Here is a 26,048-nt window from a genome sequence, read left to right on the forward strand (position 1 = left end):
CGGCTGTGCCACTGGGGTGTGCGCTCGGAACGTGCCACCCGCGCTGGGAATCCCGGCCAAACCGGTCCTCGTGTGCGCGAGGAGCCACGCCGTGGCGAGACACGCTCACGTCTATCGCCGGCAAGCTGTCTACTGGTGGCGCCGGCGGATCCCGAAACACCTGCGCCAACTTTTTTCGACCTCGGAGATCCGCGTCTCTTTGCGAGCCCATATGGCCGGGGAGGCGGCGACCCGGGCGGCAAGGCTCCGGGTGATCACCGACCTCGCTTTCCAGGACCTGGAGCGAGCCGTGACGACCGGACTGACCCTGCCAGACCAGACATTCGACCAGCTGGTAAACCAGCTGGTGCAGGACGAGCTCGATCGCTGCGAGCGCGAGCGCGAGCTCGCGGGCCCACGCACCGAGGCCGACATCCAGCAGGCCGTCCTCGACCATCAGCGCCAGCGCGCCCGCCTGCAGCAGGCGTTGCGGTACAACGTTTACGCGGACCTTGAAGACCAGCTCGCACCAGCCATCGAAGCCGTCCAGGACGTCGCAACGGAGTCCGATCTGGCCGTCTTGCAGCGGCGCGCCGCCCGGGGACTGATGGACGCGGCGGAGATCAACGAAGCGCGCGAACAGGGCATTTACAGCAGGGAGGGGCGTGTCTCGGCCGTGGCCGCGAACGGTCCACACCTCAGTGCGCCCGTTTCCGGACCGCTGGACGGCGCGAGCTTTCAGACGCAGCGCGAACCGTCGCAGCCGAGCCAGCCGGCAGCGCCAGCGCCGGCAAGAACATCAGCGAGGAACGACGACAACGTCCTGACTTTGAAGCGCGATCGACCGTCGAGGTCGGGTTCGACCTCGCCGTACGCGCCTGGACGCCCAAGGCGCCGTGGGGCCAATGTTGGCGCAAGCCCAACCGGTCCGCGTATTAGCGAGATCAAAGAAGCGTTCTTTGCTAAACAGACTAAGAATATGAAGCGCCACTATCGGGTCGCAATCGATTTGCTTCAGGACGGACTCGATGATGCGCTTATCTCTGATATCACACGTTCTACTGTTGTCGACGTGATTGTTCTGATTTCCCAGCTGCCCAAGGTCCACGGAAAGAGCGCGAAAGAGACTCTGCGGTTGCGCGAGCTCGTCGCTGTGACGAACGCCGAAGAGACGGCGGCCATCGAAGCGGCGGTACAGAGTGCACGGGATAACGGTGGTGATCGCAAGACGATCGCTCGTGCTCATCTTGAAGCCCGGACTGAGCGGCTCAAAGCGCAACAGTCGCTGCACAACCACCGTGCGAGGATCAACAGTTTTCTGACGTGGTGTCACAAGGAAGGCTATCTGCCGCAAGCCCTCCACATCGATATCGACGACATCCCGCGCCAGGTCCGGGATGATGCGAGGAATCGGGATCAGAAGAAAGGTGCCCGTATGTGTTGGGGAAGGGATAAATTACAAGCATTGCTGACCAGCAGCATCATGACTGACCCAAACAAAGACTTTGGCGATCCGATGTTCTGGGCGATCTTGGCCGGGCCTCATCAGGCGCCGCGTATGGAGGAATTTCTGCAGCTGGGCCCTGACGACATTGAGGTCCGAGAGCAGGTTCCGGTCATGCTGATCCGGCCGGGGCTCGGCGGGCATGCGAAGACCGATGCGGCCCGGCGCGTCGTTCCTATTCACCCTATTCTCATTGCGGCTGGGTTCCTCGAGTTGGTCGAGCAACGCCGAAGGGAGAAGTCGCATTGGCTGTTCCCGATGTTGGACCATGGACATGACGGGCGCTTCAGCTCGATTTTCACCAAGCGTTTTTCCCGCTACCGCGAAGATGAAGGGCTTTACGATCCGGAGCGCGATTACCACTCGTTCCGGAGTGATTTTCAGGAAACGCTTGAAGACGCCGACGTACCACCAAACGCGCGTAAGCGTATGATGGGTCACCGCGTCGAGGATATCACGGAAGGCAAGTATCGGAAGCGCGACTATCCGATCACCCGGAAGGCCGAATATATCAACCTCATTGACTATGGAATCGAGGTTGAGCGCGTGGATGGTATCCCGGTGGTAAAGCTTCGGGACACGGCACAGCCGTCGGGGCCTATGCCTGCCGACGAGGTCATGTCGTAGCTTCTGAGGTGATTTACTCGGCGGCGAGAAGGTTGGATGGGTAACATGGATTCCCATCCGACCTTTTGTTTCGCTCTGTAACCCACTGCAATCCGGCGACCTTTTCAGCCGCTTGCTGCGTTTTTTAATGCAATCTTGTGTCACCCCCCAGGCCAAGCGAGATCGTAGGCCCTCGGGCATTAGCCACGCGCCGGTTTTGCGCGTTTGGCTGAGGATGCTGGGCCGCAACACCAGCACGCTCTTAAAGCCTGGACGGCCGCCGCTGAAGTCGATACCAAGGAAAGCCGGCAAACTTGCCGGCTGAGCATTGAAGCCGGGTTCGTTGATCGAACCAACGTCCGATAGGGCAGTAAGCGCGTAGCATGGGGCATGCCGAACCCGTATTCTTCCGGGGCTTACAAGACCGCGATGAGAGCGGTTTGCGGCGCCATGCCGGCGGAACCCATACCAGCCGGACGATTATGGTGCGGGAGCTCAGCCGCGTGCTTGAACTCCCTGCGCCGCCAGAAGACCGGGCAGGCTACGCGCATGCGATCGTCGAGGAGAACCTGCTCGGCAAAGAAACGCATGCCACGCGCCGCCTGACCAACACGCGTCTTGGCGAACTCTATCTCCTGAATCCCGAGGTCCCGGCATTCAGGTTTATGCGCACGCTGGCACACCGGGAGCCTAAGGCAGTTCCGCTCCTTGCGCTTTTGCTTGCCCTGGGTCGTGATCCGCTTCTGCGTGCGAGCGCTCAGGTGGTGCTATCCCTGGACGAGGGTCAGGAGCTCTCGCGTGCCGCGCTACAGAAGGCCATTAAAGATGGTGCCGAAGACCGTCTGAAGCCTGAGATTCAGGAGAAGGTTGCCCGCAACGTCGCGAGTTCCTGGACGCAGTCAGGCCACCTGACCGGCCGGACCTTCAAGACCCGTCGCTTGGTAGAGCCGCAACCCGCCGCCGTTGTCATGGCCCTTTGGCTTGCGACTCAGGCGGGGTTCAGTGATACGGAGGCGCTCACCAGCGGTTGGACGATGGCGCTCGATTGCGGCTATCGCCGCGCGCTCGACCTGGCGACTGCGGCAAAGCGTCTTCGGCTCCTCGATGTCTACGTCGCAGAGAACGTTGTCAGTCTGGACTTTGGACCACTCGAGAGACTTTCTGGCGGGCATAAATGAGCCGGTTGGACGACCTCGCAAAGCGCTACCGCCGCAACATCGAGTTGCCGTGGGACCGGTCAATTGCTGGGGCACAGCGGGTGATCACGTTGGTCTACGATAAAGACCTCGAACGTGCGCTGCGTGGCCGGATGGCGCTGTTCGAGACGGCTACGCAAAGGACTGGCGCACACTGGGCGCTGATCGATATCTCCGACTGCTTTCCCAGATGGTTGGCGAAAAACCGTTATTGCCAACATTATTTCGAGTATCCAGAAGATCTTGAGATCAAGCTAGAATCAAGCTTCGCGAAGTTCGTGTCGCAGGAGATCGAGGCGGGTCTGCAGCGCGATGACGTCGACGAGGACACGGTCGTTGGCCTGCTCGGGGTTGGTACGCTGTTCGGTTTTGCACGGGTGTCGATCGTTCTGAACAAAGTCGAACCGGCGATCCGCGGCCGTTTGCTGGTCTTCTTCCCGGGGCAGTACGAAGACAACACTTATCGCCTGTTCAATGCTCGAGACGGATGGAATTATTTGGCCACGCCGATAACGCTTGGGGCCGAGGAGTACTAATGACGGAACTGAAGGATGTCCTGGAAAGGGATCCGACCCAGCAGCGTCTGGCCAATAACGGGCAGGCGCGGCTGGTGGCAGAGGAAAGTCATCAGCAAGTTCAACAAGAACTACGGGAAGAGCTGAAGAGCTTCGTCTGCGAAGGTCAGTACAAAGATGGGATCATCCGAATCCTGCAGAGCGTCGTGAACGGCGGCACGAACTTGCCCTGCGCCTGGGTGTCCGGGTTTTACGGCAGCGGTAAGTCGCATCTCATGAAGATGCTTTGGCATTTTTGGTTGAACACCGAGTTCGACGATGGTCAGACAGCGCGAGATCTCGTTCCCGAGCTGCCGGAAGATGTCTCGGTTTTGCTGCGGGAAGTAGATACGCTGGGCAAGAGGACCGGCGGGCTGGTCGCAGCCGCCGGATCGATGCCGAGCGGCGACACCGAGGCCGTGCGCATTACGGTCCTCTCCATCATCTTCCAGGGAGCCGGCCTCCCGGTGGAATATGCCCAGGGGTCTTTCTATTTGTGGCTCCACCGCAAGGGCAAGCTTGAGGCGATCAAGTCTGCGGTCGCGAGCCGCGGTGAGGACTTCGACCAGGAATTGGAGGACCTCTATGCGAGTCCGGTCCTAGCCGAAGCGATAGCGGAAGAGATGCCGGATGTAGCGGGCAGCGCGCAGGAGGCGCGTAGCCTGATCCGGACCAAGTTCCCTCGGCCAAAAGGCGACATCACGACACAGGAGTTCCTTGATCTTAGCCGGGCGGCGCTCAAGTCGGCTGGTCGCGACGGGCAAATCCCGCAGACCCTGGTCGTCCTGGACGAGGTCCAGCAGTACATCGGTGAGTCGCAGGATCGCTCCGTCCAGATCAGTGAGGTGGCAGAAGCGCTGTCGAAACAGATGCAGGGCCGGGTCATGCTGGTCGGGGCCGGCCAGACTGCCCTGAACGCAGCGCCGAACCTGCAACGGCTGATCGCCAGGTTCACCGTGTTGGTCGCGCTGCGCGACGTCGATGTCGAAAAGGTCACCCGGAAGGTCCTGCTGCGCAAGAAAGCCTCCGCAGTCGGCGAAGTCCGGCAGGTTCTGGACACCTACGCGGCGGAAGTGTCCCGGCAATTGAGCGGAACGAAGATCAAGGAGCGCGTCGAAGACCGGGAGACGATCGTCGACGACTATCCGGTCTTGCCAGTGCGCCGGCGCTTCTTCGAGGAGTGCTTCAGGCAGTTGGACGAAACCGGAACCCGGGCTCAGCTGCGTTCCCAACTGAGCATCCTGCACACGGCTCTCTACAAGCGCGCGGACCGGCAGCTCGGCGTCGTCATTCCAGCCGACGAGTTGTACGACGCGCTTGCCTCGGTCCTGGTGTCGACCGGCGTCCTTCTCCGCGACATCGACGAGCGGATCAAGAAGGCTCGTCAGGAAGATGGGGAATTAGCGGGGCGCATCTGTGCCGTGGTGTTCCTAATTAACAGCCTCAGGCGCGACGAGGGTTTGGACATCGGCGTGCGCGCCAACAAGGAGCACATTGCCGATCTGCTAGTGGATGACCTGAGCGCCGACAACGGCAAGCTGCGCAGCGACGTGGCCGAAACGTTGGAGAAGCTCAAGAATGGCGGCACCTTGATGCCGATGCAGGACGAGTACCGCCTGCAGACGCGTGAAGGTGCTGAATGGGACCGGGAGTTTCGCCAGCACTCGGGGGCAATCAATAGTGATCCCACCGAGCGCATAGAAGAGCGCCACCGCCGGATTTACGCGGCCTTCGACCAGCACCTCCGCAAGGTCGAACAGGGTATGCGCCACGGGGCGTCGAAACTCCAGCGCAGACTTGTCTTGCACACGCGTGAGGAGCCGCCAGAGGAAACGGACGCCATACCCGTCTGGGCGCGCGACGGCTGGAACGTTCAAGAGGCCAAGGTCCGAGACGACGCCCGGTCGGCAGGGAACGACAGCCCGACGGTGTTCGCGTTTATTCCGCGCCACCACGTGGAGTCACTCAAAGAAGCGATCGCGACGAAGCTTGCCGCGCAGAAGACGCTGGATCGCAAGGGGCATCCGACCACGGCGGAGGGTCAGGATGCTCGGAAGAGCATGGAGAGCCGCCGAGACACGGCCGACCGCGAGGCCGGCCGCTTGATCAGCGAGATCGTCGGCAATACGCAAATCTTCCAAGGCGGCGGCAACGAGATCCACGGGCTCAGCCTGCACGAACAGATCGAACAGGCGGCTGAGGATTCGCTGGACCGCAAGTACCCGCGGTTCAAGGAGGCCGACTCCGCGCACTGGGACAAAGCGTTCAAGCGCGCACGCGAGGGCGCCGACAACCCCTTGGAACCGGTCGGCCATACGGGCGACGTGGACCGCCATTCGGTTTGCCAGGAGGTGCTGACGACCGTGGGCGCGGGCAAGGCCGGCACCGAGATTAGGAGACAATTGCAGGCCGAACCGCTGGGCTGGCCACGAGAGGCGATCGACACGGCGCTTCTTGCTCTGCTCCGCCGCGAATTCCTGACCGCTTGGCTAAACCACGAGGTGGCGACCCCGAATCAGCTGGATCACACCAAGATCGCCAAAGCGGTGTTTTACCGCACCAGCGTCACGCTGGGCATGAAGGACAAGCTCGCCCTAGTGAAGTTCTTTCAGAGGGTTGGCGTTGAGTGCGACCGCGACACCCTCGTGGCCCACTCCGGGAACTTCCTGGAGGAGGTCCGCCGCCGGGCCAAGGAAGCCGGCGGCGACCCGCCGCTGCCCAAGCCGCTGGATGCGCGGATCGTCGATGACCTAGAGCGTCTCTCCGGTAACGAGCGACTGGCAGAAATCCTCAACAAGTCGCAAGAGCTTGGCCAGCTGATCGACCGTGCCGGGACGTTGATAGAGCTCAAGCAGAAGCGTTTGCCGGCCTGGCAAACTCTCGAGCGGTTGATGGCTCATGCCGCGGGTCTCGAAACGGCCCAGGAGCCTCTGAGCGAGGCCGCGGCGATTCGCGACAACCGCCTGCTTCTCGAACGCGAAGACTACCTCTCAGGCCCCAAAGCGAGGCTGGCGGATTGTCTGCGCCAGCGGGTGGACGAACTGTACGGCCGTCACCTCGATACGGTTGAGAGGGCCATCGCAGACCTTGCGGAGCAGCCGCAGTGGCAACAGCTCACGGCCGAGCAGCAGGACGAGATCCTGCGTACGGTCAGGCTGATCCGCCCGGAAAAGCCGGATGTTGGGTCTGAAGACGCTCTGCTCGCCAACCTGCCGCGCTATCAAGCCGAAACGGTCGAGGCCGAAATCAGCGCTGTTCCAGAACGCGCCCGAAAGGCGCTGGAGAGCGCTGCGCGGAAGCTCGAGCCCACTGTGCGGCCCCTCAAGCTGGAGCGAGAGACGCTGCGCACGCAGGAAGAGGTGGACGACTGGGTCGAACGCACGCGCCGGCGCCTGGCGGAGGAAATCGCGCAAGGCCCGGTTTTGGTGCAGTAACCCCCATCCAAGCTCCCGCCCTAGAAGCCGATACCCGATGCGCACGTAAAGGCCGAAACGATCATGCAGACGTTGACGAGAGAGCTGCGCCGCACCCTTGAAAACACTGTGCGAGAGGCCCGCGACACGGCGGAGGAGGGGGCCCGGAAAGCGCTCGATCAGCTCGGCGTGGCGGACAAGGAGGTGCCAGGGCACCTGAACGACGCCCAGCGGAAGCTGCGCAACCGCCTGCGGGCCCACGCCCGGCAGCTTGGCGACCGCCGCCGTCCGGACCGCAGTCAGGACGTTGGTCGTCTGGTAAGCGAGATCGCCTATGCCCACTGGCACCGGATGCTGTTCGCCCGGTTCCTGGCCGAGGCGGGTCTTCTGATCGAGCCCGAGCACGAGCTGCCGCTGTCCTTGGAGGATGTCCGCGAACTGGCGCGCGAGACCGGTGAGGACTGGCTGGACCTCGCCGCGTCCTATGCCGAGCGGATGCTCCCGCAGATCTTCCGGTCCAACGACCCGGCCCTGGCGGTGACCATGCCGCGCGAGGTGCGCTCGCACCTAGAGGACTTGCTCAAGCAGTTGCCGGCGACCGTCTTCTGCGCGGATGACAGCCTGGGCTGGGTCTATCAGTTCTGGCAAGCCGACGAGAAGAAGCGGGTGAACGAGAGCCAGGTGAAGATCGGAGCCGACGAGCTGCCGGCGGTCACCCAGCTATTCACCGAGGACTACATGGTCCTCTTCCTGCTGCACAACACGCTGGGCGCTTGGTGGGCCGGCAAGGTGCTTGCGGCCGATCCGGAGCTCGCGCGCACGGCCCCGGACGAGGATGCGCTGCGCCAGGCATGTGGGCTGCCGGGGGTTGCGTGGACCTACCTGCGGTTCGTTCGCGACGAGCCCAATGAAGAGACTGGCGGAGAGGCCGGACCTTGGCGCCCGGCGGCCGGCACCTTCCCGGGCTGGCCGACAGCAGCGAAAGACGTCACGCTGCTGGACCCCTGTATGGGCTCGGGCCACTTCCTCGTGTTCGCGCTGCCAATCCTGGTCGCGATGCGGCAGGCGGAAGAGGGGCTGTGTCTTGAGGCCGCGGTCACGTCGGTCCTGCGAGACAATCTGTTTGGCTTGGAGATCGACCAGCGCTGTACGCAAATCGCTGCGTTCAATCTGGCATTGGCAGCTTGGCGAATGATCGAAGAGGTCACTGTTCTGCCGCCGCTCAACCTGGCCTGTTCGGGCTTGTCGATTAGCGTGTCGAAGCAGGAATGGATGAAGTTGGCCGACCGCGCGGTTCGTCAGGCGGATCCAGCGGCGAAGCAGGACATGTTTGGCAGCGAGCGGACGCTGCTGAACAGCGAGATCGATACGCGCATGCGTTACGGGCTAGAGCGCATGTATGACACCTTCGCGCAAGCCCCAACGCTTGGAAGTCTGATCGACCCAAGCAAGGTTGGGGAAGACATATTTGCTGCAGATTATGAGTCCTTTGCGCCTGTGGTGTCGCAAGCATTGGCCGATGGGAGTCACGATGTTGCAGAAATGGCGGTCGCCGCTCACGGATTGGCTAAAGCGGCAGAAATACTGTCGAAAAAATATGCCATGGTATCAACAAATGTTCCGTTTTTGAATCGCCAGAATCAAGGTAATGATCTTCGCACATTTTCAGAGATACGTTATGATATAGCCAAAGCGGAGTTGTCTACAACCTTTTATATAAGGGCTTCGGAGCTTACAGAAACGGATGGTGTTGAGGCGATAGTATTGCCGTCTAACTGGATGTACCAACCCGCTTATAGAAAATTCCGTGAATATGTTCTCGAAAATCATACAATAAAAGCCCTTGCACAATTGGGCTCCGGAGCGTTCGATGGGATCAGTGGAGAAAGGGTTCAGGCCTCTCTCGTTATCACAAGCATAAACAAGCAAAATCAAAACGGAACGTTTTTGGTATTTGATGCATCAGAAGAAAAGGACTCTTCTGAAAAACGAACTACATTGCTAAAAGATAATCTGAAGTTTCAGATCCAAAACAAACAAAAAACCAACCCAGATAAACGTATTATTATTTCTCAAATAGATTTTAATGAACTATTGTTGGACCATGCGGACAGTTTGACTGGCACACGCACTGGCGATCGGCATCGATTGGTGAGATGTTTTTGGGAGTTGCCACGGAAAAAGACTTCCTGGGAACCATTTTTCGGTAGTCCAGAGGGGAATAGATATTACTCCGGGCGCGAGTATTTAGTGTATTGGCCCGAGAGCGAAGGCGGTATTCACGAGCTTAATGAGAAAGGTATTGCTAGCATTCAGGGAGAAAATGCGTGGGGAAGGTATGGTATTTGCATCCGGCTTATGGGGGATTTGGACGCGACAATTTATACCGGAGAAATTTTTGATAACAACATTGGGGTTGTCTGGGCGAAAAATAAAGAAGAGCTACCAGCAATTTGGTCATACATTAAATCGGATTCATATACGCAAGCTCTTCGAAAAATAGACTCCAAGCTTAATCTTACAACATCTACTTTACTGAAGGTTCCTTTTGATTCATCATATTGGCGGGCGGTAGCCGCGGCAAAATATCCGGATGGTTTGCCGGCGCCGTATTCAGAAGATCCGTCGCAGTGGCTGTTTTGCGGGGATCCGAAGGGGGCGGAAGATCCCTTGCAAGTGGCCGTAGCTCGCCTTCTCGGTTACCGATGGCCTCGGCAAACAGGCGCCAGCTTTAAGGACTGCCCTGCAATCGATGAGCCGGACGGTCTTGAGAGTCACGCCGATGCAGACGGGATCGTATGCCTGAATGCCGTTCAGGGAGAGCAGTCTGCTAGCGACCGCCTGCGGAAACTCTTGCGCGATGCTTACGGTGATGCCTGGAGCCCTGGAAGCCTTGACGAACTGTTAGACACGCATGGGCAGGGCGCGAACGATCTCCATACTTACTTGCGCGACAAGTTCTTCGTCCGGCATCTGAGGTTGTTCCAGCAGCGGCCGTTCGTCTGGCACGTCTGGGACGGGCGTAAGGATGGCTTTCATGCGCTTGTGAATTACCACCGGCTCGCAGGTTCGGACGGGCTCGGAGGTCGGACACTGGACAAGCTGGTATTCACGTACCTCCGCGAATGGATCGATCGGCAGCAGGGCGAGGTCGACGCTGGCGAGCCGGGCGCAGAAGCGCGCTTCGCTGCCGCCCGGCACCTGTCCGACGAGCTGAAGAAGATTCGCGACGGCGAGCCTCCGTATGACCTCTTCATCCGCTGGAAGCCGCTCCACCGGCAGCCGATCGGCTGGGAGCCAGACGTCAACGACGGCGTGCGCTTGAACATCCGGCCATTCATGACCGCGCGTCCCCGGGAGGCAAGTCGCAAAAACGAGTGCATCCTGCGCGAGCGGCCCAACATCAAGTTAGACAAGGCCGACCGCGGTAAGGAGCCGACACGGCCGCGGGAAGATTGCCCGTGGTTCTACAGCTGGGATGGAGAGACTATGGACTTTATGGGCGGTGAAGATTTCGACGGCAAGCGCTGGAACGCCCTGCATTACACGCGCGCAGCCAAACAGGCCGCCCGCGACCGCAAGGCCAACCGGGCCGCTGAATGATGGTCGCTGTGATCCGTCTTCAAAAGCACATTTCGAACCTTCGGGCGTCGCGCCTACATGGTGAACGATGTTGGAACGCGGCATGACTGAGCAGCCCGCTACGCTCCTGTCGGAACTCGCCCGGCGCTTGGCTCATGCGGCCGAGGTCCCGGAGGGTGAGGTGGAGCCCGCGGCCGTGCTGTGGCCGGATTACGAGGCGCAGTGGCAGCCCGTGATCGCGGAATTGCGAGAGCACGTACCGTGGCTGTATCAGCTGGGCGATTACGATCGCGACGGCGTGGCCGAGACCCTGACCGGACCGATAATATGGCTGAAGTGCGCGGTGGCGCGGGTGTTGAACGAGGTCTCGCCGCCCGCCGGGACGGTTCCGGTGATCTACCTGCCCGGGGTCAGCCGGGCGACGCTGCGTGACGCCGCGGGTTGCCCTCAGTGGCTTCAACCGATGGTCGAGCTGTGCTACCGCGGCAACGTCTGGCATCAGCGCAACGGACGCGACTGGACTGTCCAGGCCTTCCTGGAAGGCGAGCTGCGCCTTGATCTCGCGGGCGACAAGCGCACCCGCAAGGCGTTGACCACGCAGCTCGCCCGCGTGGCGCGTGAGCCGCTGACCACATTCGAGGGTCGCCGAGTCGACGGCGACCTGCTGCTTAGCCTCGACGTGCGCGATCCGGACGACGAGGTGCTGCGCTGGATGTGCGACCCCGACGGCTTCAGGAGGGCGTGCGACGGGGCCCATTGGAGCGCGCTGCGGGATCTTTGGCTGAAAGATTTCGCGTTCGATCCGGAGACGGACGGGGTCGAGGGCGCCGCGGAGCAGTTGCTGTCACAGACATCCGGGCGGTGGCAGACGGTCTGGCAGCGGTTCTGCGGCAGCCCGAAACAGTACCCCCAGATGGCGAACGTCCTGAACATGCCGATCAAAGACCTGTTCCCCAACCAACGGAACCGCCATCCGGGCCTGAACGAGAAAGACGAAGGCCGGCTTCAAACGGAGCTCGAAAACGCGGTCGACCTTGAGCATACAGACGCCTGTGAAAAGGTGATCGCCCTCCGCAAAGCGCACGCCGAGCGGATGGACGCGCCATGGATCGAATTGGGCGAGAGCCCATTGGCCGACGCATTGGAGCCCCTTGGCCGTCTTGCCGAGGGCGCCCGCCAGCGGGTTGGCGGCACCACACTGGCGGCAATCGCTGACGCCTACGCGGAAACGCACTGGCAGTGCGATCGCGCGGCGCGAGATGCGCTTTCCAAGGCGCAGGCGCAGCCCGGTAGAGTCACTGGTCGGGTTATCGCCCGCGTCGTCCAGGCCCTCTACCGGCCGTGGCTCGACCAGTCGGCGCGTGCCATGCAAGCCCTGCTAGACGGTGGGGCGCATATGGTGGCAGCGCGGTCCGCCGGCGCTGAGCCGGAACCTGGCACCTGCGTGCTTTTCATCGACGGGCTTCGGTATGATGTCGGTGTGTTGCTGCAAGAGCGGCTGGCATCGGTGAACTTGCAGGCTTCTCTCGCGCACCGGCTGGCGCCCCTGCCTACAGTGACTGCAACAGCGAAGGCTGTGGCTGCGCCTATCACTCTCGACGGTCTGGGCGTGGGCGACGACGCGTCGAGCTTCAGTCCGCAGGTCTTGGCCGATGGGCGCCCTTTGGACCAGCATCAGCTACGCAAGCTTCTGACTCGGCAAGGCGTGACCTTGGTGGATCGCGATGACCCAAAGGGACCCGAAGGCGCTGGCCGGGTTGGCTGGTGCGAGACCGGGAAACTCGACAGCCTGGGCCACAGCCTCGGCGCGAGCCTGGTTCGGGAGATTCCAAATAGCGTAGACGAGGCTGTTGGTCTCGTGCAGACCTTGCTGGAGGCCGGGTGGCGAAAGGTGCGGATCGTCACCGACCACGGCTGGCTGCTGGTTCCGGAGTCCTTGCAGAAAGTGGATCTCCCGAAGTCGACAGTTGACGACAAATGGGCACGCTGCGCCGCCGTCAAGCCGGGCGCCCAGCCGGGTGCGACGGTTTATCCGTGGTACTGGGACCCGCACACCAAGATCGCGAGCCCGCCCGGCGCTGGATCGTACTACGGCGGCGTTGCGTACGCCCACGGCGGCATAAGTCTGCAGGAGTGTGTCGTGCCTGAACTGGAGGTGTCGGCGGGCGAAGTAGCCGTCACAGTCAAGATCGCAAGCCACACCTGGCAAAATCTACGTTTCCGGGCACAGGTCGAGACGACCGCGTCCAGGCTGAAGGTGGACGTACGCCGCAAGCGGACCGCTCCCGAGACCAGCTTCGTGCAGACCGTCAAACCGCTCCGGGATAATGGCGAGGCCAGCCTGGTGGTCGCAGACGAGGAAGCGCTTGGCGAAGCAGCCTTTATTGTCGTCCTCGATCCTGACGGTCGGGTTGTTGCGTCCGAGCAGACCACGATCGGGGGAGACGCATGAGCGCCGCACCAGAAACGAAGGAAATGGACCCGCTGGACAGGGCCGCCGCGGACGCCTTCGACGGGTTTCTGGTGCGCAAGGACCTCGTGCGCAGCTACGCCCAGCAGTACCCGGTGCCGGCCTATGTGGTGGAGTTCCTGCTTGGCCGTTACTGCGCCAGCGTGGATCCCGAAGAAATCGCCGAAGGCCTGGAAATCGTCGAGAAGCAGCTCAAGGACCGCACCGTCCGGACCGGCAACGAGGAGCTGTTCAAGGCGCTAGCGCGCGACCGCGGGTCGGTGAAAATCATCGACGTGGTCAAGGCGCGGCTGGACGCCAAGAACGACTGTTACGTGGCCGAGCTTCCGAGCTTGAAATTGCGCGAAGTTCGAATCGACGACGAGACGGTCCAGGACAACGAGCGTATCCTCACCGACGGCTTCTACGCCGAGGTGACGCTGTCCTACGACGCTGTCGTGGCGAAGCAGGCAAACGGGCGCCCGTTCGGGATTGACGCGTTACGCCCAATCCAGATGTCCAAGTCGGATGCGCTCAATGTGCTCGCGCGGGGCCGGCGTGGTTTCACCACATCGCAATGGATCGACTTCCTGATCCGCTCCACCGGAATTGAACCGGACAGCCTTTCGGAGCGAGCAAAGATCGTCGCACTCCTGCGAATGGTCCCGTTCGTCGAGCCCAACTACAACATGGTCGAGTTGGGGCCCCGCGGGACTGGCAAAAGTCACCTGTTCCAGCAGGTCTCGCCGTACGCCCATCTCATTTCTGGCGGCAAGGCGACCGTCGCTAAGATGTTCGTAAACAACAACAGCGGCGAACGTGGGCTTGTGTGCCGCCACGACGTGGTGTGCTTCGACGAGGTGGCCGGTATCTCCTTCGACCAGAAGGACGGTGTGAATATCCTGAAAGGCTACATGGCTTCCGGTCAGTTTAGCCGGGGCAAAGAGAACATTCGCGCGGACGGCTGCATCGTTATGGTCGGCAACCTCGATCTGGACTTGGAGCAGCAGCAGCGGGTTGGCCATTTGCTCCAGCCTTTGCCGCCCGAGATGCGCCACGACACGGCTTTCATGGATCGCATCCATGCTTACGTGCCTGGATGGGATTTTCCCAAGCTGAACCCGTCCGATAACCTGACCTATCACTTTGGCCTAGTGAGCGACTTCCTCAGCGAGTGCTGGTCGCGACTGCGGAGTGAGAACCGAACGACCGACTTTCAGCGTGCGCACCTGGGCGGCGCCCTGAGCGGCCGCGACATCGAGGGTGTCCGAAAAACCTTCAACGGACTCGCCAAGCTGCTCTATCCGGATCCCGAAATGGAAATGTCCGACGAGGATCTGGAGTGGGCGCTTCGGATAGCGCTGGAGTGCCGGCGCCGTGTGAAGGAGCAGCAGAAGCGTGTATTTAAGAGTGAGTTCCGGAACACGCACTTCAGTTACACGCTGGACTTAGACGGTGCCGAGAATTTCGTTGCGGTGCCTGAACTCTACAGCGACGAAGCGATCGAAGCAGATCCGCTTCCTCCGGGGCAGGTATGGGCTGTGGGCGCAGCCAGCGAGACGGAGCCTGGCCTTTATCGGATCGAAGTCACCTGTGGTCCCGGAAGCGGGGTTAAAATACTTAACCAACCGACGCCCCCTGCATTGCGCGAGAGCGTGAAGGTAGGCGAGCAGAACCTTTATGCCCGCGCGCGCGAGGTCGTTGGGGACCGTAACCCCCGCGAACAGGAATTTTCAGTCCAGATGCGTGCGATGGATAATGATCGGACAGGTGCTGGGCTCGGTCTGCCTGTTCTGGTCGCGCTCTGCGGGGCTCTGATTGGTAAGAACAGCCGTGGCGGTACGATCATCGTGGGGTCCCTGAATCTCGGTGGATCCATTGAAATGGTGCCAAATCCTGTTCGTATCGCCGAACTCGCTGTCGATCGTCAGGCAGATACACTTCTCATGCCGGTTAACGCGCGGAAGCAACTCATGGACCTGCCTGACGATCTATGGACACGCGTCAGGATTGAATTCTTCAAAGATGCACCGGATGCGGTATTCAAAGCCCTGGAGGCGTAGCTTTTATTCCAGTATAGTTTGAGCGAGAACCATGAAGTCGTAGGGCATTGTTAAAATACCAATCAACGGAACCATTCCGGCATCCGCAGGCCTCCGAACCAAAGACCGCACTCATCCTGAGTCCACATATTCCGTAGCAGCCTCCCCGGCTCCGGCCGCTTGGCCAAGGACGGTCTGGATACGCTCGCGAAGAGCATCGCGGCGTTTTTCGAAGAAGTTATCGAACTCGGTCACGTCCGAAGGTAGGTCGACGAGGTCGTGCCGTGCGCAGTAGCCCTCGAACTGTCGCTCATCGGCGAAATGCGCCCGGGCCCACACTAACGGCGGTTTGGCCTGCTTCTCCTCGTTGATGTGCCCTTCGAGCAGCTGGAGGTTGGGTAGGCGGTTAACCCGGGCGCGAAGCTCCGGAATTTCCTCTTCGGAGATGCCGGCGCGTCGCAGGCGGGCAGGCGTGGCCAGCGCCCGCGGGAACACATGATCAATGTGGAACTGGTTCCGGAGATCGACGAACGGGTAGCACAGGGAGAGAAGCGCGAAGACTCGCCGATCCCCGTAATCCATGTCCAGAAGTTCCTCGATCTCATCCCGCTCGAAGCTCAGAGACTTGCCGCGCCTAGCCATCACAGTCCCAAGCTCTTGGGCGGGGAACGCATCGGTACCCTCGTTTGTTATCGTCGCCCGCAACGCGGTCAGCAAGGTATCCAGGCCACTTCCCCAGATCCCCGACGCCTTGAGCAACGAGCGCACCAGCCAGCCCCGGATGGCTTCTCGATCGTCGCGATACGCACTCTGGGTCAGGAAGCGCTCGTCTGCACCCTTGCGGTAGAGATAGTAGGCGATCGGCAGGATGGCGCTGTGCGCCCGGATGGTCTGGCCGTTGAAGCCGAAGCTCTCGACGAGACGCACGGTCAAAAGCAGGGCGTCGCGGATGCCGTCCCAGGCTGCCTCCAGCTTCGCCATGTTGGCGTGGTTGAAGTTCTCGACTTTGAAGCCGACGCTACCGATGTCGGTCAGCATCAGCCCGGCCTTCAGGATGAGATCGTGGGTGAACGCGAACCGGTCGCCGATCTGGTTCATCTCATCGACGAGCGTATGAATCTCGCGCCGGGCGTCCTTGTTTCGCCACTGGGCAACCGCGATGCTGAGCAGCAGGTCTGAGTACGACAGCGCCGTGCCACCACTGTTCATACGGATGAATATGTTCAGGACCTTATCGAGGTCCTGGCTCGTCTCCTCGTAGTACGCGATCGATTTTTCGGTATGTATCACACGGTAAAGGCGGTCCAGAATGCGGTAGGCACGCCGAAGGTTCCGATCGCCAAGTCCCTGATCCTGCAAGGCCTCCATCATGGCCGGGCCGTCTGACATCTTCAGGATGCGGCTCACCGGAAACCACGCTTGGTTCTCCGGGTCACCTTCCTGGCGCGTCCGCGCCTCGTTGTCGGAGAGGAAGCGGAAGGCGTAGGCTTCCCCTTGTTCGCCTTCGCCCTCTTCAGCGAGCAGGTTCAGGTGCAGTTGACGCCGTGGGAACGCGTCGGGGTTTGTCCACCATCTCCGCGGCTCTTTCAGCGCGAGCGACCCGCGGAGCGCGATGTTGAGCGCCGTCATGCGCTGCTGACCATCCAGAACGGCCGTCAGCTGTTGATTCGGCAACAAGCCGAGCTCGGGGCAGTGCGGGTTGTCCCGTTCGTGATAGTCCCGGACGAAGTCGTAGAATTTGAACTCGTCGCTATTTTCTGGCTCTACTCGCCAGAACAAGAACGTACCAAATGGATAGCCCTGCATTATGCTATCGAAGAAACGGGAGATTTGCTCTGGTGACCACACAAACTCCCGCTGGATAGCTGGCAGGACGTACTTGTGTTTTTCGATGTGGTCGAGGACCTGGGCGATTGTTCCGCCAGTCTGATAAATGGTTCTCTCTCCCTCTTAGCTACGCGCGAAACGCGGCTCGCCGAGTGATCTGTCCAAGGCTTTACACCACAACCTTTACGACTCCTTCAAGCGGAGCGCACTCGTACACATCTCTGGGTATCGATGCCCATGCCGACCATTCCGTGTTAAAGTTCCGGAGTTTATATCTCTCCCGTCTGACAGCCATTGCTGACGGGAGAGAGACGATGGAGCGGCGAGATCAGGAGCCCGGCGGGCCCAACGCCAACTTCGACGCGGTGACGGCCACGCTTGCCGGCTGCCGGCAAGAGTTGAGCACGCGGCTGCGGGCCACGATGGCCGCCCGGGGAGGGACGCAGAAAGACCTCGTCGCGGCAATCTGGCTTGCGGAAGGACTTAATCAGCGTCGACGTGCGCGCCCGCCAGCTGTCGCGCATCCGACGGGATGGCGCGCCGGGTCGCCGCGTTTGGGATGGCCGAGACGGATCTGCTGCCGGGAATCGATCGGCGCCGCGCTAGAGACGGGACACGAGACGAGTTCCGGCTTGAGAGCGTCGCGGGTGCCCCCGACCGGGTGCGGACTCATCTTCGCCGGGAACTGCGGACCCGGTTGGCGCTGGACATCGCAGCCATGCTGACGGATGAGGCGACCTCGTGACCAACAGAACTGGAAAAGTGACAAGGCCGGCCGTCGCCAGATTGATGATTTCACCGGGAAGTTTCCGCGTTTCTAAATAGTTATCGCTTTTGTAATTCACCAGAACCACTCTATTACCACAAGTGACGTCATGTTTCTTCTGATCAAAGGGATCTGAGATTTGGCTGGTTGGGAAAAAACCCAGCTCCGTATATTTATGTCCGCCTATGCTTTTGGCGAATGAGCATGCTGGTGGCATAAGGCGGGCTGGCGGCCCATAGCGGTGCCAGGCAGGCCGGCCAGTGCCGGATCGATCGTTTCGGGCGCCGCCGGATGGTAACCCAGGGAGTTGTGCGACCGGCACCTGTTTTAGTGCTGACGTCAGCGTGCGATCAGGACCTCCGCTTCGATTAGGGTATAGAAGATTTCCCCGTTGAGCGGCTCGTCCCGTAGTATGTCGTTGAAGCCCTCGCAGAAGCCGTTCTGCCAAGGGGTGCCAGCCCAATTATTTCGTGCCGACGTTGAGACGACGGAGCCACATCCGCACGGCTGTATGGGCTCCCGGTTGCGTACCTCAGGGCTGGTTCGCGTCGGGGCACGACGCGCGGCGTGTAAAACGTTACCTTGTGGCTATGACCGATTCGTTCGACACCACACCCGGAGCCCGGGCCGGAACGCCTGGCCCGGACCGAACCGGCCCGCGATGCGCGATGTGCGCAAGCGATCGCGGCATCGTCGAGGTCCATGGCCATCTGCAGTGCATCGCCTGCGGTAACAATGTCGATCCATGCTGCGCCGGCGCGCCGCTCGCCTAGCTCGCAGGCCTGTATCGGTAGCGGGCGCGGACGGATCGCCCCCACATCGCGGGTGTCGAATGACAACACCGACGCACCACGGACAGAAAACCCGGATTCCGATGACGGGCGCCGAGGCGAGCAACGGCACGGACACGCTGTTCGGCAAGCTGCCGGACCGGTTGTTTCAGCTCTTCGCGGGGCGCAACCGCCACTTCTTCGCCGACCTGCTGGAGTTCCTCGACGACGAGGTGTTCGGCTACGCCGGCGAGGTCATCCGCAAGACCGACGTGCTCGCTAGCATCGGCGAATTCATCGCCCGGTCGTACCGGGACATCGACCTCTCCGACGAGCCCGTCGAGAGTGACCCCTCCGCCCGCGAGCGCCGCGACGCGGACCAGAACCGCTACCGGGCGTTCGCCCGCCTGGTGGAGACCGGCTGGCTCACTGTCCACCGCGACCGCTACCGGCCGATCGTCGATTTCGACCCGGACGCACGGCTGCTCCTGCAGACGCTTCTGGACATCAAGAACGAGCGCGTCCGGTCGTACGGCGGCGAGGTCGTCAAGGTGAAAGCGCTGCTCGACAGCGCGATGGCGGACCCGCACACGCAGTCGGAGAACGTGCGCAATGCCGCGCGGTCGGCGCGCGGCTTCATGAACCACCTACGCACGGTTACCGGGCGGATGCGGAAGATCGAGGACGCACTGATCCGCCAGACCAACGTGCGCGACCTCTTCGGCGTGTATTTCCAGCAGCACGTCACCGAACACGTCATCGCCGACTACAAGCGCTTGAACACGCGCGAGAACCCCTTCCGGTTCCGGATGCAGATCCTGGATACCGTCCAGGACGTCGTGGGCGATCCGGTGTACCTGACCCCGTGGGCCGAGGCCTATGCCCGCGAGGGGCGGGCGCGCGACACCGAGGAGGGCGAGGCGCACGTCGTCCAGGACCTGCAGGACATCGTACGGGTGTTCGAGGCACTAGACGACAATATGCAAATCATCCAGGACACCCAGGCGCGCATCGAGCGGCGGATACGCAACGCCATCCAGTTCCGTGATCGCATAGAAGACGCGCGCACGGGCAACGTCTTGGCCAGCATGAAGGCGCTGGCACAGGCTGAACTGCCCGACGACGCCCTGGTCCGCGTCCGGCACGGCTTCCTGCACACTGAGCTGCCCGTCGGGCCCGAGCATTTGTACCAGCAGGCCCGCAAGCACGGGCCGGCGGAACGCGACGCCATCCGCGACCCGGAGCCGGATCCCGCGGAGGACGCCTACGAGCAGGCCCTCGAGCTGTTCCAGGCGCGGGCGCAGGTGACCAGCGAGAAGCTCGCCGCCTACGCCGAGGCGGCTCTGGGAGAACGCGACTGGGTGCGCGGTTCGGAGTTGAGCCCGGTCGGCCTCGACGACTTCTTTGCGTTCGAGCGCCTGAGCGAGATCAACGTCGCCTTCGACGGGCTATTCGCCGAGCACTACGAGGTCGAGTTCACCGGCGAGCGCGCCCAGAACGTCTGGTTGACGTTCCCCGATTTCATCCTGCGCCGCCGGCGGGTCTACGAACATGCCACCCCGCCGGCCGGAACGGATCACGTGTCGGCGGTGACGACGCGACCCCCATCTCCTGTCGCGTCCGAGGGAGACCACCAAAGATGGAACTGACCGAGCTCCGCAACCTCCTCGACGATCCCAAGAATCGCGGCCGCCACGCGACCGGCGAAGACGACATCCGGCAGGCGCTGCAGGCGCTGATGATGCACCAGGTCGTCTACCGCGATTGGCCGCTTTCCGGCGGCCCGTTCAACACGGTGCACCGCCACCGCAGCTTCTTCGACCGGTATGTCTCGGCGATGGGCGCAGAGCTCGTGTTCGAGCACCGCTTGGGCATGATCGCCATGCGGCCGGCGACGACGCAGTATGGCTGGAAGCAGACTCGACTGAAGAAGGACGAGACGCTGGTGCTGCTCGCGCTCCGGTACCTCTACGACGAGGGCATGGCGAACAGCCAGATGACCGAGGACGGGCGGATCGAGACCACGACCGACCATGTTCACGACCTCATCAGCACCGGGGTCGGCGAAACGCCGCCAGACGAGAGCCGGCTGATGGAGATCCTGCACGGCTTCCATCGCAAAGGGCTCGTGCGCCTGGGCAAGCGCGACAGCGTCGAACGGCTCACACCGCTCACCGTGCTGCCCGGCGTGCGGGTCATCGTGTCCGACGTCTATGTGCAGGCCGTGGCGGACTGGATCGACCAGGGTGCGCCCGAAGACACCGACGGCTTCTTCCAGCACGTAACCCGGCGTGTGGCCGGCAACCAAACGGGCGACGACGAGACGGGCGACGATGAGACGGGCGGCGACGGCGCAGCGGACGCCGAAGCCGAGGCGGACGCCGGCACGGCACCGGTCTGCGACGACACCGCGACCGGGCCAGACGAGACCGCGGATCCGGCGGTGGAGCCCGGCACCGACACCGCGCCGTCGGTCGACGCCGACGCGTCCGGCCAGCAAACTGGGCAAGCCCCGAACTGACGCGAGGCGTACATGCACAAGCTCGAGCGCATCTCCCTGCACAACTGGAGCATGATCGACGCCGAGGACATCGAGATCGACGGCGCGACCTGTTTCATCGGGCCGACCGGGGCGGGCAAGTCTTCCATCGTCGACGCCATCCAGACGGTCATCACGGGCAACAACCAGCGCCGGCTCAAACTGAACGCCGCCGTCGAGGGGCGCGACCGGCGCAACGTCCGGGACTACTGCCTGGGGATGATCGACGACCTGCCGCGGAACCTCGCGCACAAGGACAACCCGGACGGCCTCCGGGCGCACTGCGAGAGCACGCTGGTCCTGACGTTCCGGGACACGGAGACGGCCGTGCCGACGGCCGTCGGCCTGATGCTCCGCGCCAACATCGACGACCGCGACGCACGCGAGACGGCGCGCTTCATCGCCGACGGCCTCAGTTTCCGGCTGAGCGACTACATCACCGAGGGCGAAGACGGTCGGCAGAGGGTTCTCGCCCACAGCGAGACCCTCGACCGGATGGGACGGGGGCGCAACGTCTACCTGACAACCCACAACACCTCGGCGATCCGCTTCGTCGAGGAGTACCTGCGCACCATGCGCCGGCGCGGCGCCCAGCCGGACCCGGACCAGTTCCTCACAGCGTTCAGGAACATGGTGGCTTTCGAACCCGTGGACGATGCCACCAAGTTCGTGCGCCGCTACGTGCTGCCGTACGAGCGCCTCGACGTCGAGCACATCCGCAACACGATCGAGCACTGGCGCGGACTCAACCAGCTGGTCGACAACCTCGAGGCGGAGATCGGCGAGCTACACCAGCTGCAGAAGCGCTACAACGCCTGGGGCGAGGCGACCGTCGAGCAGAACACCCAGGCCTTCTTGGCCGCCCACGCTGAGCGACGCCGGCTGGACGAGGACCTGGCCGCCAAGGATGCCGCCTACCGGGAAACGGAGGAGAAGCTGCGCGCCGAGGAGCAGGCGCAGAGCAACCACGAGGCAGCGATCCAGCGCGCCCAGGATGAGCTCGACCAACAGCGGACCTACCAGTCCAACAGCCCCGAGGCCGCCAAGCGGAAGAGCGCGGAGGACCGGATCGACCGGGCCCGGCGGGATATCGGCGACGTCCAGGGCCGGATCGCCCGGCGCGCCCAGGACGTCGGCCGCATCGCGAACCTGGAGCAGCTCAAGGACTACCTGGCGCAGCGCTATGTGCCCGCGATCGAGGCGGCGCGCGCGGTGGCCAAGGCGGCCACGGGCTCCGACGGGCCGGACGGAACGGAAGTCGACCGGCTCGAACGCCAGGCCTTGGACGTGCTGAACGCCTACGACCCGCTCGACCGTCAGCGGGAGGCTACAGAGCGCGATCTCGCCGAGGCGAAGCGCGAGCAGGAGACACTGCAGGCCCAGATCGACAGTGCCGGCGGGCAGGCCTTCCTGACCCCGGAAGTCGCCGAGTTCCGGCGAACGCTCGAGGATCATGGCATCACGGTGACACCGCTGCCCGACATCTGCGAGATCACCGACGAGACCTGGGCGCAAGCCGCCGAACAGATCCTGGGCCCGCACCGGGAAGCGCTGATTGTCGAGGACGGCCGGACCCGCGAGGCGTTCGACATCCTGTACCGGAACCGCGGGCGGTTCCACACCTGCCGGTTGGTCGCCGCCGAGCGCCTCCGGCGCAACCCGCCGCGCGTGCGCGACGGCGCCGTGGCCGAGGTCGTGACGACCGACCACGACATCGCCCGGGCGTTCATCGACCAGCACCTCGGCAACGTCATCCGGGTGACGCACGAGGCAGAGCTGGAACGCCACGAGCGCGCCATCATGCCCAATGGCAAGATGCAGGGCGGCGCGGCGCTCCGGGTCTACAAGGATCTTCAGCCCATCCTGGGCAAGACCGCCCAGGAGAACGCCTTGCGGGCGGCGCGGGAGCGCGTGGACACGTTGTCGGGCCGGATCTACACGCTCCGTCGCACCCAGAAGCTGCTCAAGAGCGGTATCAACACCCTCACCCGCCTGGCGGACGATCCGGAGAATCCCGGCGCAGGCGCGGCACCTCAGCTGGCGGATCTACTGCGCGAGCTGGATACGGCAGAGGGCGAGCTGAGTTCCGCCCAGACCGCCTATGACAACGTCGACGACCCCGAGCTCCGCCGTATCGGCGAGGAGATCAAGCGTCTTCAGAAGGAGATCAAGGCCTACCAGGCCGAGCTGGAGGAGACGGTCAAGCCCAACATCAAGGGCTACTACAAGACCCTCAACCAGCTGTCGAGCGAACGCGGCCGCTTCGAGGAACAGCGCAGCAAGCGGCTCGAACAGGAGCAGACAGCCGAGGCCAAGGAGAGCGAGCTGGCGAAACTGATCCATCAGCTCGAGGCGCCGGAGACGATTGCGCAGGCGCGCCAGCTGCTGGAAACGCGGCTGTTCCACCACCCGGGTCAGGAGCGGGCGACGCTCGCCACTGTCCGGGACGAGGCCGACCGGCAGGCCGACGACGCGCGCACCCGGATCAAGCAACGCCGCGACCGTGCGGACCGGGATTTCCGGAAGTATTACGAGACATACCGCGGCAACAACCCGCTGGAGACGGACTACGACGATCCCGTCGAACGGCTCGTCTGGATCATCCGGGAGGCCCACAAGCTGGAGCGCGACGAGCTCAACCCTTACCGGGAGCAGGTGCGCGAGGCGCGTGCGGAGATCGAGCGCGCCCTACGCGAAGACCTACTGACCAAGCTGGCGGACAAGTTCCAGAAGGTGGAGAGCCAGAAAAACGTCCTGAACCGGCGCCTGCGCAAGCGGACGTTCAACGGCATGACCTACTGGTTCAGCCACGCCACCGACCCGAACCTCTCCAAGCTGTACCATATCGCCAAGCGCATCGCGGAACAGCCCGACCGCGGGGCGAGCATCGTCGACAACACCGAGCACGACCCTGAAATCGCCGAGGCTATGGAGCAGGTCGAGGCAATCCTCAGCCGGGACGAGGACACCTCGTACCTGGAGGACTACCGCAACTACTTCACCTTCGAGCTCTGGATGCAGCCCGAGCACGGCGGCGATCCGATCCCGTGGAGCAAGCGCAGCCAGACCGCCTCGGGCGGTCAGCGGCAGGCGCCTTTCTACGTCGCCATCGCGGCCTCCATGGCGGCGGCATACTACCCGCACAGCCGCCAGGACCGCCCCGAGGGCATGGGGCTCGTGCTGTTCGACGAGGCGTTCAACCGCTTGGACGTGCCCACGACGCAGAAACTGATGAGCTTCTTCGAGAGCCTGAGCCTGCAGGTCCTCGCCGCCGCGCCCGAAGCCCAGCGGCCGACCTTCTTGGAGGTTGCCGATACACTGGTCTCCGTGAACAAGCGGCCGAACACCGCGCAGATGCGCATCCAGTCGAAAGGGGTGCAGCAGCACGCGCGCGACAGCATCGCGCGGGCCAACCCGCAGCATCTCGGTGTCGAGGGCTTCCGTCAGCCACAGGATGGCGCCACGCAGGCCTCGACCGACGACGCCCGGGTGGATGAGGCCGGCGAGCCGGCCGGAACAGCCGATCGGGCCGCGCCCCAGGACACCGCCGCGGAGTAGTCATGTCCGCCAAGGCCGCCCGCGAAACCCTGAACAAGCTGGTCGACCTCGCGGAACGCAAGGCTCCGGAGGCGCGCACGCGCGCCATCCAGCAGCGCCTGCCCGAACGCTTCGAGAGCGCGGATGCCCGCGAGGCATTCGAGAGCCTGATGCGCCAGGCGCACGACCTCGGCGCGGTGACCGTGACCCGTCGCAAAGGCGAAGCCGCGCACTTGCTCGACCGCGTCTACCTGCGCGATCTCGACCGGCTCTACGCGCTGCTGCAGCGCCGCCCCGCCAGCGAGCTCGCGGCGGCGGCCGCGGCGGAAATCGAGCGGCTGGCAACCGATCTCGCACACGCCGGCACGGTAGCCGGCGAGATGGCGGCGGCGTGGCGTGCCGGGCGGCAATACGTCGGCTTCGCCCGCACGGACACAGCCGATGCGGCGGCGTTCCTGCGCGCCCTAGACACCGTGCTGCACGGCGACTTCGGCGGGCGCGACATGCGCACCGTTGCCGCCCGGCGTCTCGGGGACAGCAAGGCGATCGAGCGCCACCGCGGCGCCATCGCCCGGGTGTTACGCGCGCAGGGAAGCGTCGACCTCGCCGCCGACGACCTGGAAGCGCTGGCGGCCGTGGGCCTGGAGAAGTTTCCTCCGGAAGTGCGTCTCGCCGGCCCCGTCCGCGTGGGCTCCGCCGACCTCGCCGGCCTCACCTTCGCCGCGATCCCGCCGGAACACACCCGCGACGTCGACGTGCCCGCGGGCACGCGGCTCGTCACCATTGAGAACCTGGCCTCGTTTAACCGGTACGTCCGCGAAGCGCGGCCCGAGAGCGAGGCCGTCGTCTACACGGGCGGCTTCCCGTCGCGCGCGGTGGCCGGGCTGTTGCGCCATCTCGCCGGGCGGATCGACGCGTGCCACCACTGGGGCGATATCGACGCGACGGGGCTGCGCATCGCCGTCGACGTCGGCCGGCACCTGGGCTGCCTTCCCGCCCTATGGTGCATGGACGCGTCCACCGCACGCGCGCAAGGGCAGCCGGTCGACCCGGCGCCGGCAAACCGCCTTCCGCACACAGGCGATCCGGTTTACGACGCTCTCGCCGCGTTTCTTGGCGGCCCGGAGGCGCATACGCTCGAGCAGGAGGAACTGGACCCGGTCTCGCCGGCTGCGAACGCGGCGGCGTGACCACCGGCCAGACCAACGGCGTCGGGCGCCGGATCCACTGCTGAAAGCGACGAACGCTGGGAAGGACACCGCAGTGTACCAGGTGCCTCCGATC

14 protein-coding genes are annotated in these 26,048 nt (G+C 63.1%); 12 read left to right on the plus strand and 2 right to left on the minus strand.

The annotated features are described in order from the left end of the window. Nucleotides 1-91 precede the first annotated feature (91 nt). The 7 genes from RHOSA_RS24250 (at nucleotide 92) to brxL (ending at nucleotide 15,346) form a co-directional block, all read left to right on the plus strand. Complete coding sequence (locus RHOSA_RS24250) at nucleotides 92-2,110, plus strand: DUF6538 domain-containing protein (protein WP_156092674.1); 2,019 nt, start codon at nucleotides 92-94, stop codon at nucleotides 2,108-2,110. 362 nt (nucleotides 2,111-2,472) lie between these two features. Further along, the gene (locus tag RHOSA_RS0110310) at nucleotides 2,473-3,267 is read left to right on the plus strand and encodes a hypothetical protein (protein ID WP_027288598.1); all 795 of its coding nucleotides are present in this window, start codon (nucleotides 2,473-2,475) and stop codon (nucleotides 3,265-3,267) included. After that, nucleotides 3,264-3,821, plus strand: coding sequence for a BREX protein BrxB domain-containing protein (locus tag RHOSA_RS0110315; RefSeq protein WP_027288599.1), 558 nt, complete (start codon nucleotides 3,264-3,266; stop codon nucleotides 3,819-3,821). Before RHOSA_RS0110310 ends, RHOSA_RS0110315 begins: the two co-directional genes overlap by 4 nt. Continuing rightward, on the plus strand, nucleotides 3,821-7,273 hold the full coding sequence (gene brxC / locus RHOSA_RS0110320; RefSeq protein WP_027288600.1) for a BREX system P-loop protein BrxC: 3,453 nt from the start codon (nucleotides 3,821-3,823) through the stop codon (nucleotides 7,271-7,273). The genes RHOSA_RS0110315 and brxC overlap by 1 nt, the downstream gene beginning before the upstream one ends. Nucleotides 7,274-7,336: 63 nt before the next feature. Continuing rightward, a complete protein-coding gene (locus RHOSA_RS0110325; protein ID WP_027288601.1) occupies nucleotides 7,337-10,855 on the plus strand; it encodes an N-6 DNA methylase in 3,519 nt (1,172 codons plus the stop codon). Nucleotides 10,856-10,937: 82 nt separating this feature from the next. After that, nucleotides 10,938-13,286 (plus strand): BREX-1 system phosphatase PglZ type B, encoded by a 2,349-nt coding sequence (gene pglZ, locus RHOSA_RS0110330; RefSeq protein WP_027288602.1) that lies wholly within the window; start codon nucleotides 10,938-10,940, stop codon nucleotides 13,284-13,286. Further along, the gene (gene brxL / locus RHOSA_RS0110335) at nucleotides 13,283-15,346 is read left to right on the plus strand and encodes a BREX system Lon protease-like protein BrxL (protein ID WP_027288603.1); all 2,064 of its coding nucleotides are present in this window, start codon (nucleotides 13,283-13,285) and stop codon (nucleotides 15,344-15,346) included. Before pglZ ends, brxL begins: the two co-directional genes overlap by 4 nt. A gap of 111 nt (nucleotides 15,347-15,457) precedes the next feature. On the opposite strand, the gene RHOSA_RS0110340 is transcribed toward brxL, so the two are convergent. Continuing rightward, nucleotides 15,458-17,260 (minus strand): DUF262 domain-containing protein, encoded by a 1,803-nt coding sequence (locus RHOSA_RS0110340; RefSeq protein ID WP_027288604.1) that lies wholly within the window; start codon nucleotides 17,258-17,260, stop codon nucleotides 15,458-15,460. Nucleotides 17,261-17,711: 451 nt separating this feature from the next. On the opposite strand from RHOSA_RS0110340, the gene RHOSA_RS0110345 reads away from it, so the two are divergent. Next, on the plus strand, nucleotides 17,712-17,897 hold the full coding sequence (locus RHOSA_RS0110345; RefSeq protein ID WP_156092678.1) for a hypothetical protein: 186 nt from the start codon (nucleotides 17,712-17,714) through the stop codon (nucleotides 17,895-17,897). 360 nt (nucleotides 17,898-18,257) lie between these two features. Here RHOSA_RS0110345 and RHOSA_RS24720 read toward each other — a convergent pair whose 3' ends face one another. Continuing rightward, nucleotides 18,258-18,431: an integrase core domain-containing protein gene (locus tag RHOSA_RS24720; protein WP_081728932.1), complete on the minus strand. Its 174-nt coding sequence runs from the start codon at nucleotides 18,429-18,431 to the stop codon at nucleotides 18,258-18,260. Between the two features lie 361 nt (nucleotides 18,432-18,792). On the opposite strand from RHOSA_RS24720, the gene RHOSA_RS0110355 reads away from it, so the two are divergent. The 4 genes from RHOSA_RS0110355 to RHOSA_RS0110370 are packed head-to-tail and all read left to right on the plus strand — an operon-like array spanning nucleotide 18,793 to nucleotide 25,954. Next, nucleotides 18,793-20,337, plus strand: a complete 1,545-nt coding sequence (locus RHOSA_RS0110355) for a Wadjet anti-phage system protein JetA family protein (RefSeq protein WP_027288606.1) — start codon at nucleotides 18,793-18,795, stop codon at nucleotides 20,335-20,337. Next, on the plus strand, nucleotides 20,328-21,209 hold the full coding sequence (locus RHOSA_RS0110360; RefSeq protein ID WP_027288607.1) for a DUF4194 domain-containing protein: 882 nt from the start codon (nucleotides 20,328-20,330) through the stop codon (nucleotides 21,207-21,209). The genes RHOSA_RS0110355 and RHOSA_RS0110360 overlap by 10 nt, the downstream gene beginning before the upstream one ends. 12 nt (nucleotides 21,210-21,221) lie before the next feature. Next, complete coding sequence (locus tag RHOSA_RS0110365) at nucleotides 21,222-24,785, plus strand: SbcC/MukB-like Walker B domain-containing protein (protein ID WP_027288608.1); 3,564 nt, start codon at nucleotides 21,222-21,224, stop codon at nucleotides 24,783-24,785. A gap of 2 nt (nucleotides 24,786-24,787) precedes the next feature. Continuing rightward, a complete protein-coding gene (locus RHOSA_RS0110370) occupies nucleotides 24,788-25,954 on the plus strand; it encodes a Wadjet anti-phage system protein JetD domain-containing protein (RefSeq protein WP_027288609.1) in 1,167 nt (388 codons plus the stop codon). Nucleotides 25,955-26,048 lie beyond the last annotated feature (94 nt).

This window comes from Rhodovibrio salinarum DSM 9154 (assembly GCF_000515255.1).
In the GTDB taxonomy this organism is placed as follows: Bacteria; Pseudomonadota; Alphaproteobacteria; order Kiloniellales; family Rhodovibrionaceae; genus Rhodovibrio; species Rhodovibrio salinarum.

What these genes read in the sequence shown, in the direction of transcription:
- RHOSA_RS0110310 (WP_027288598.1), top strand. Translation starts at nt 2,473, where the DNA reads ATGGGGCATGCCGAACCCGTATTCTTCCGGGGCTTACAAGACCGCGAT.
- RHOSA_RS0110315 (WP_027288599.1), top strand. Translation starts at nt 3,264, where the DNA reads ATGAGCCGGTTGGACGACCTCGCAAAGCGCTACCGCCGCAACATCGAG.
- brxC (WP_027288600.1), top strand. Translation starts at nt 3,821, where the DNA reads ATGACGGAACTGAAGGATGTCCTGGAAAGGGATCCGACCCAGCAGCGT.
- RHOSA_RS0110325 (WP_027288601.1), top strand. Translation starts at nt 7,337, where the DNA reads ATGCAGACGTTGACGAGAGAGCTGCGCCGCACCCTTGAAAACACTGTG.
- pglZ (WP_027288602.1), top strand. Translation starts at nt 10,938, where the DNA reads ATGACTGAGCAGCCCGCTACGCTCCTGTCGGAACTCGCCCGGCGCTTG.
- brxL (WP_027288603.1), top strand. Translation starts at nt 13,283, where the DNA reads ATGAGCGCCGCACCAGAAACGAAGGAAATGGACCCGCTGGACAGGGCC.
- RHOSA_RS0110345 (WP_156092678.1), top strand. Translation starts at nt 17,712, where the DNA reads ATGGCCGAGACGGATCTGCTGCCGGGAATCGATCGGCGCCGCGCTAGA.
- RHOSA_RS0110355 (WP_027288606.1), top strand. Translation starts at nt 18,793, where the DNA reads ATGACGGGCGCCGAGGCGAGCAACGGCACGGACACGCTGTTCGGCAAG.
- RHOSA_RS0110360 (WP_027288607.1), top strand. Translation starts at nt 20,328, where the DNA reads ATGGAACTGACCGAGCTCCGCAACCTCCTCGACGATCCCAAGAATCGC.
- RHOSA_RS0110365 (WP_027288608.1), top strand. Translation starts at nt 21,222, where the DNA reads ATGCACAAGCTCGAGCGCATCTCCCTGCACAACTGGAGCATGATCGAC.
- RHOSA_RS0110370 (WP_027288609.1), top strand. Translation starts at nt 24,788, where the DNA reads ATGTCCGCCAAGGCCGCCCGCGAAACCCTGAACAAGCTGGTCGACCTC.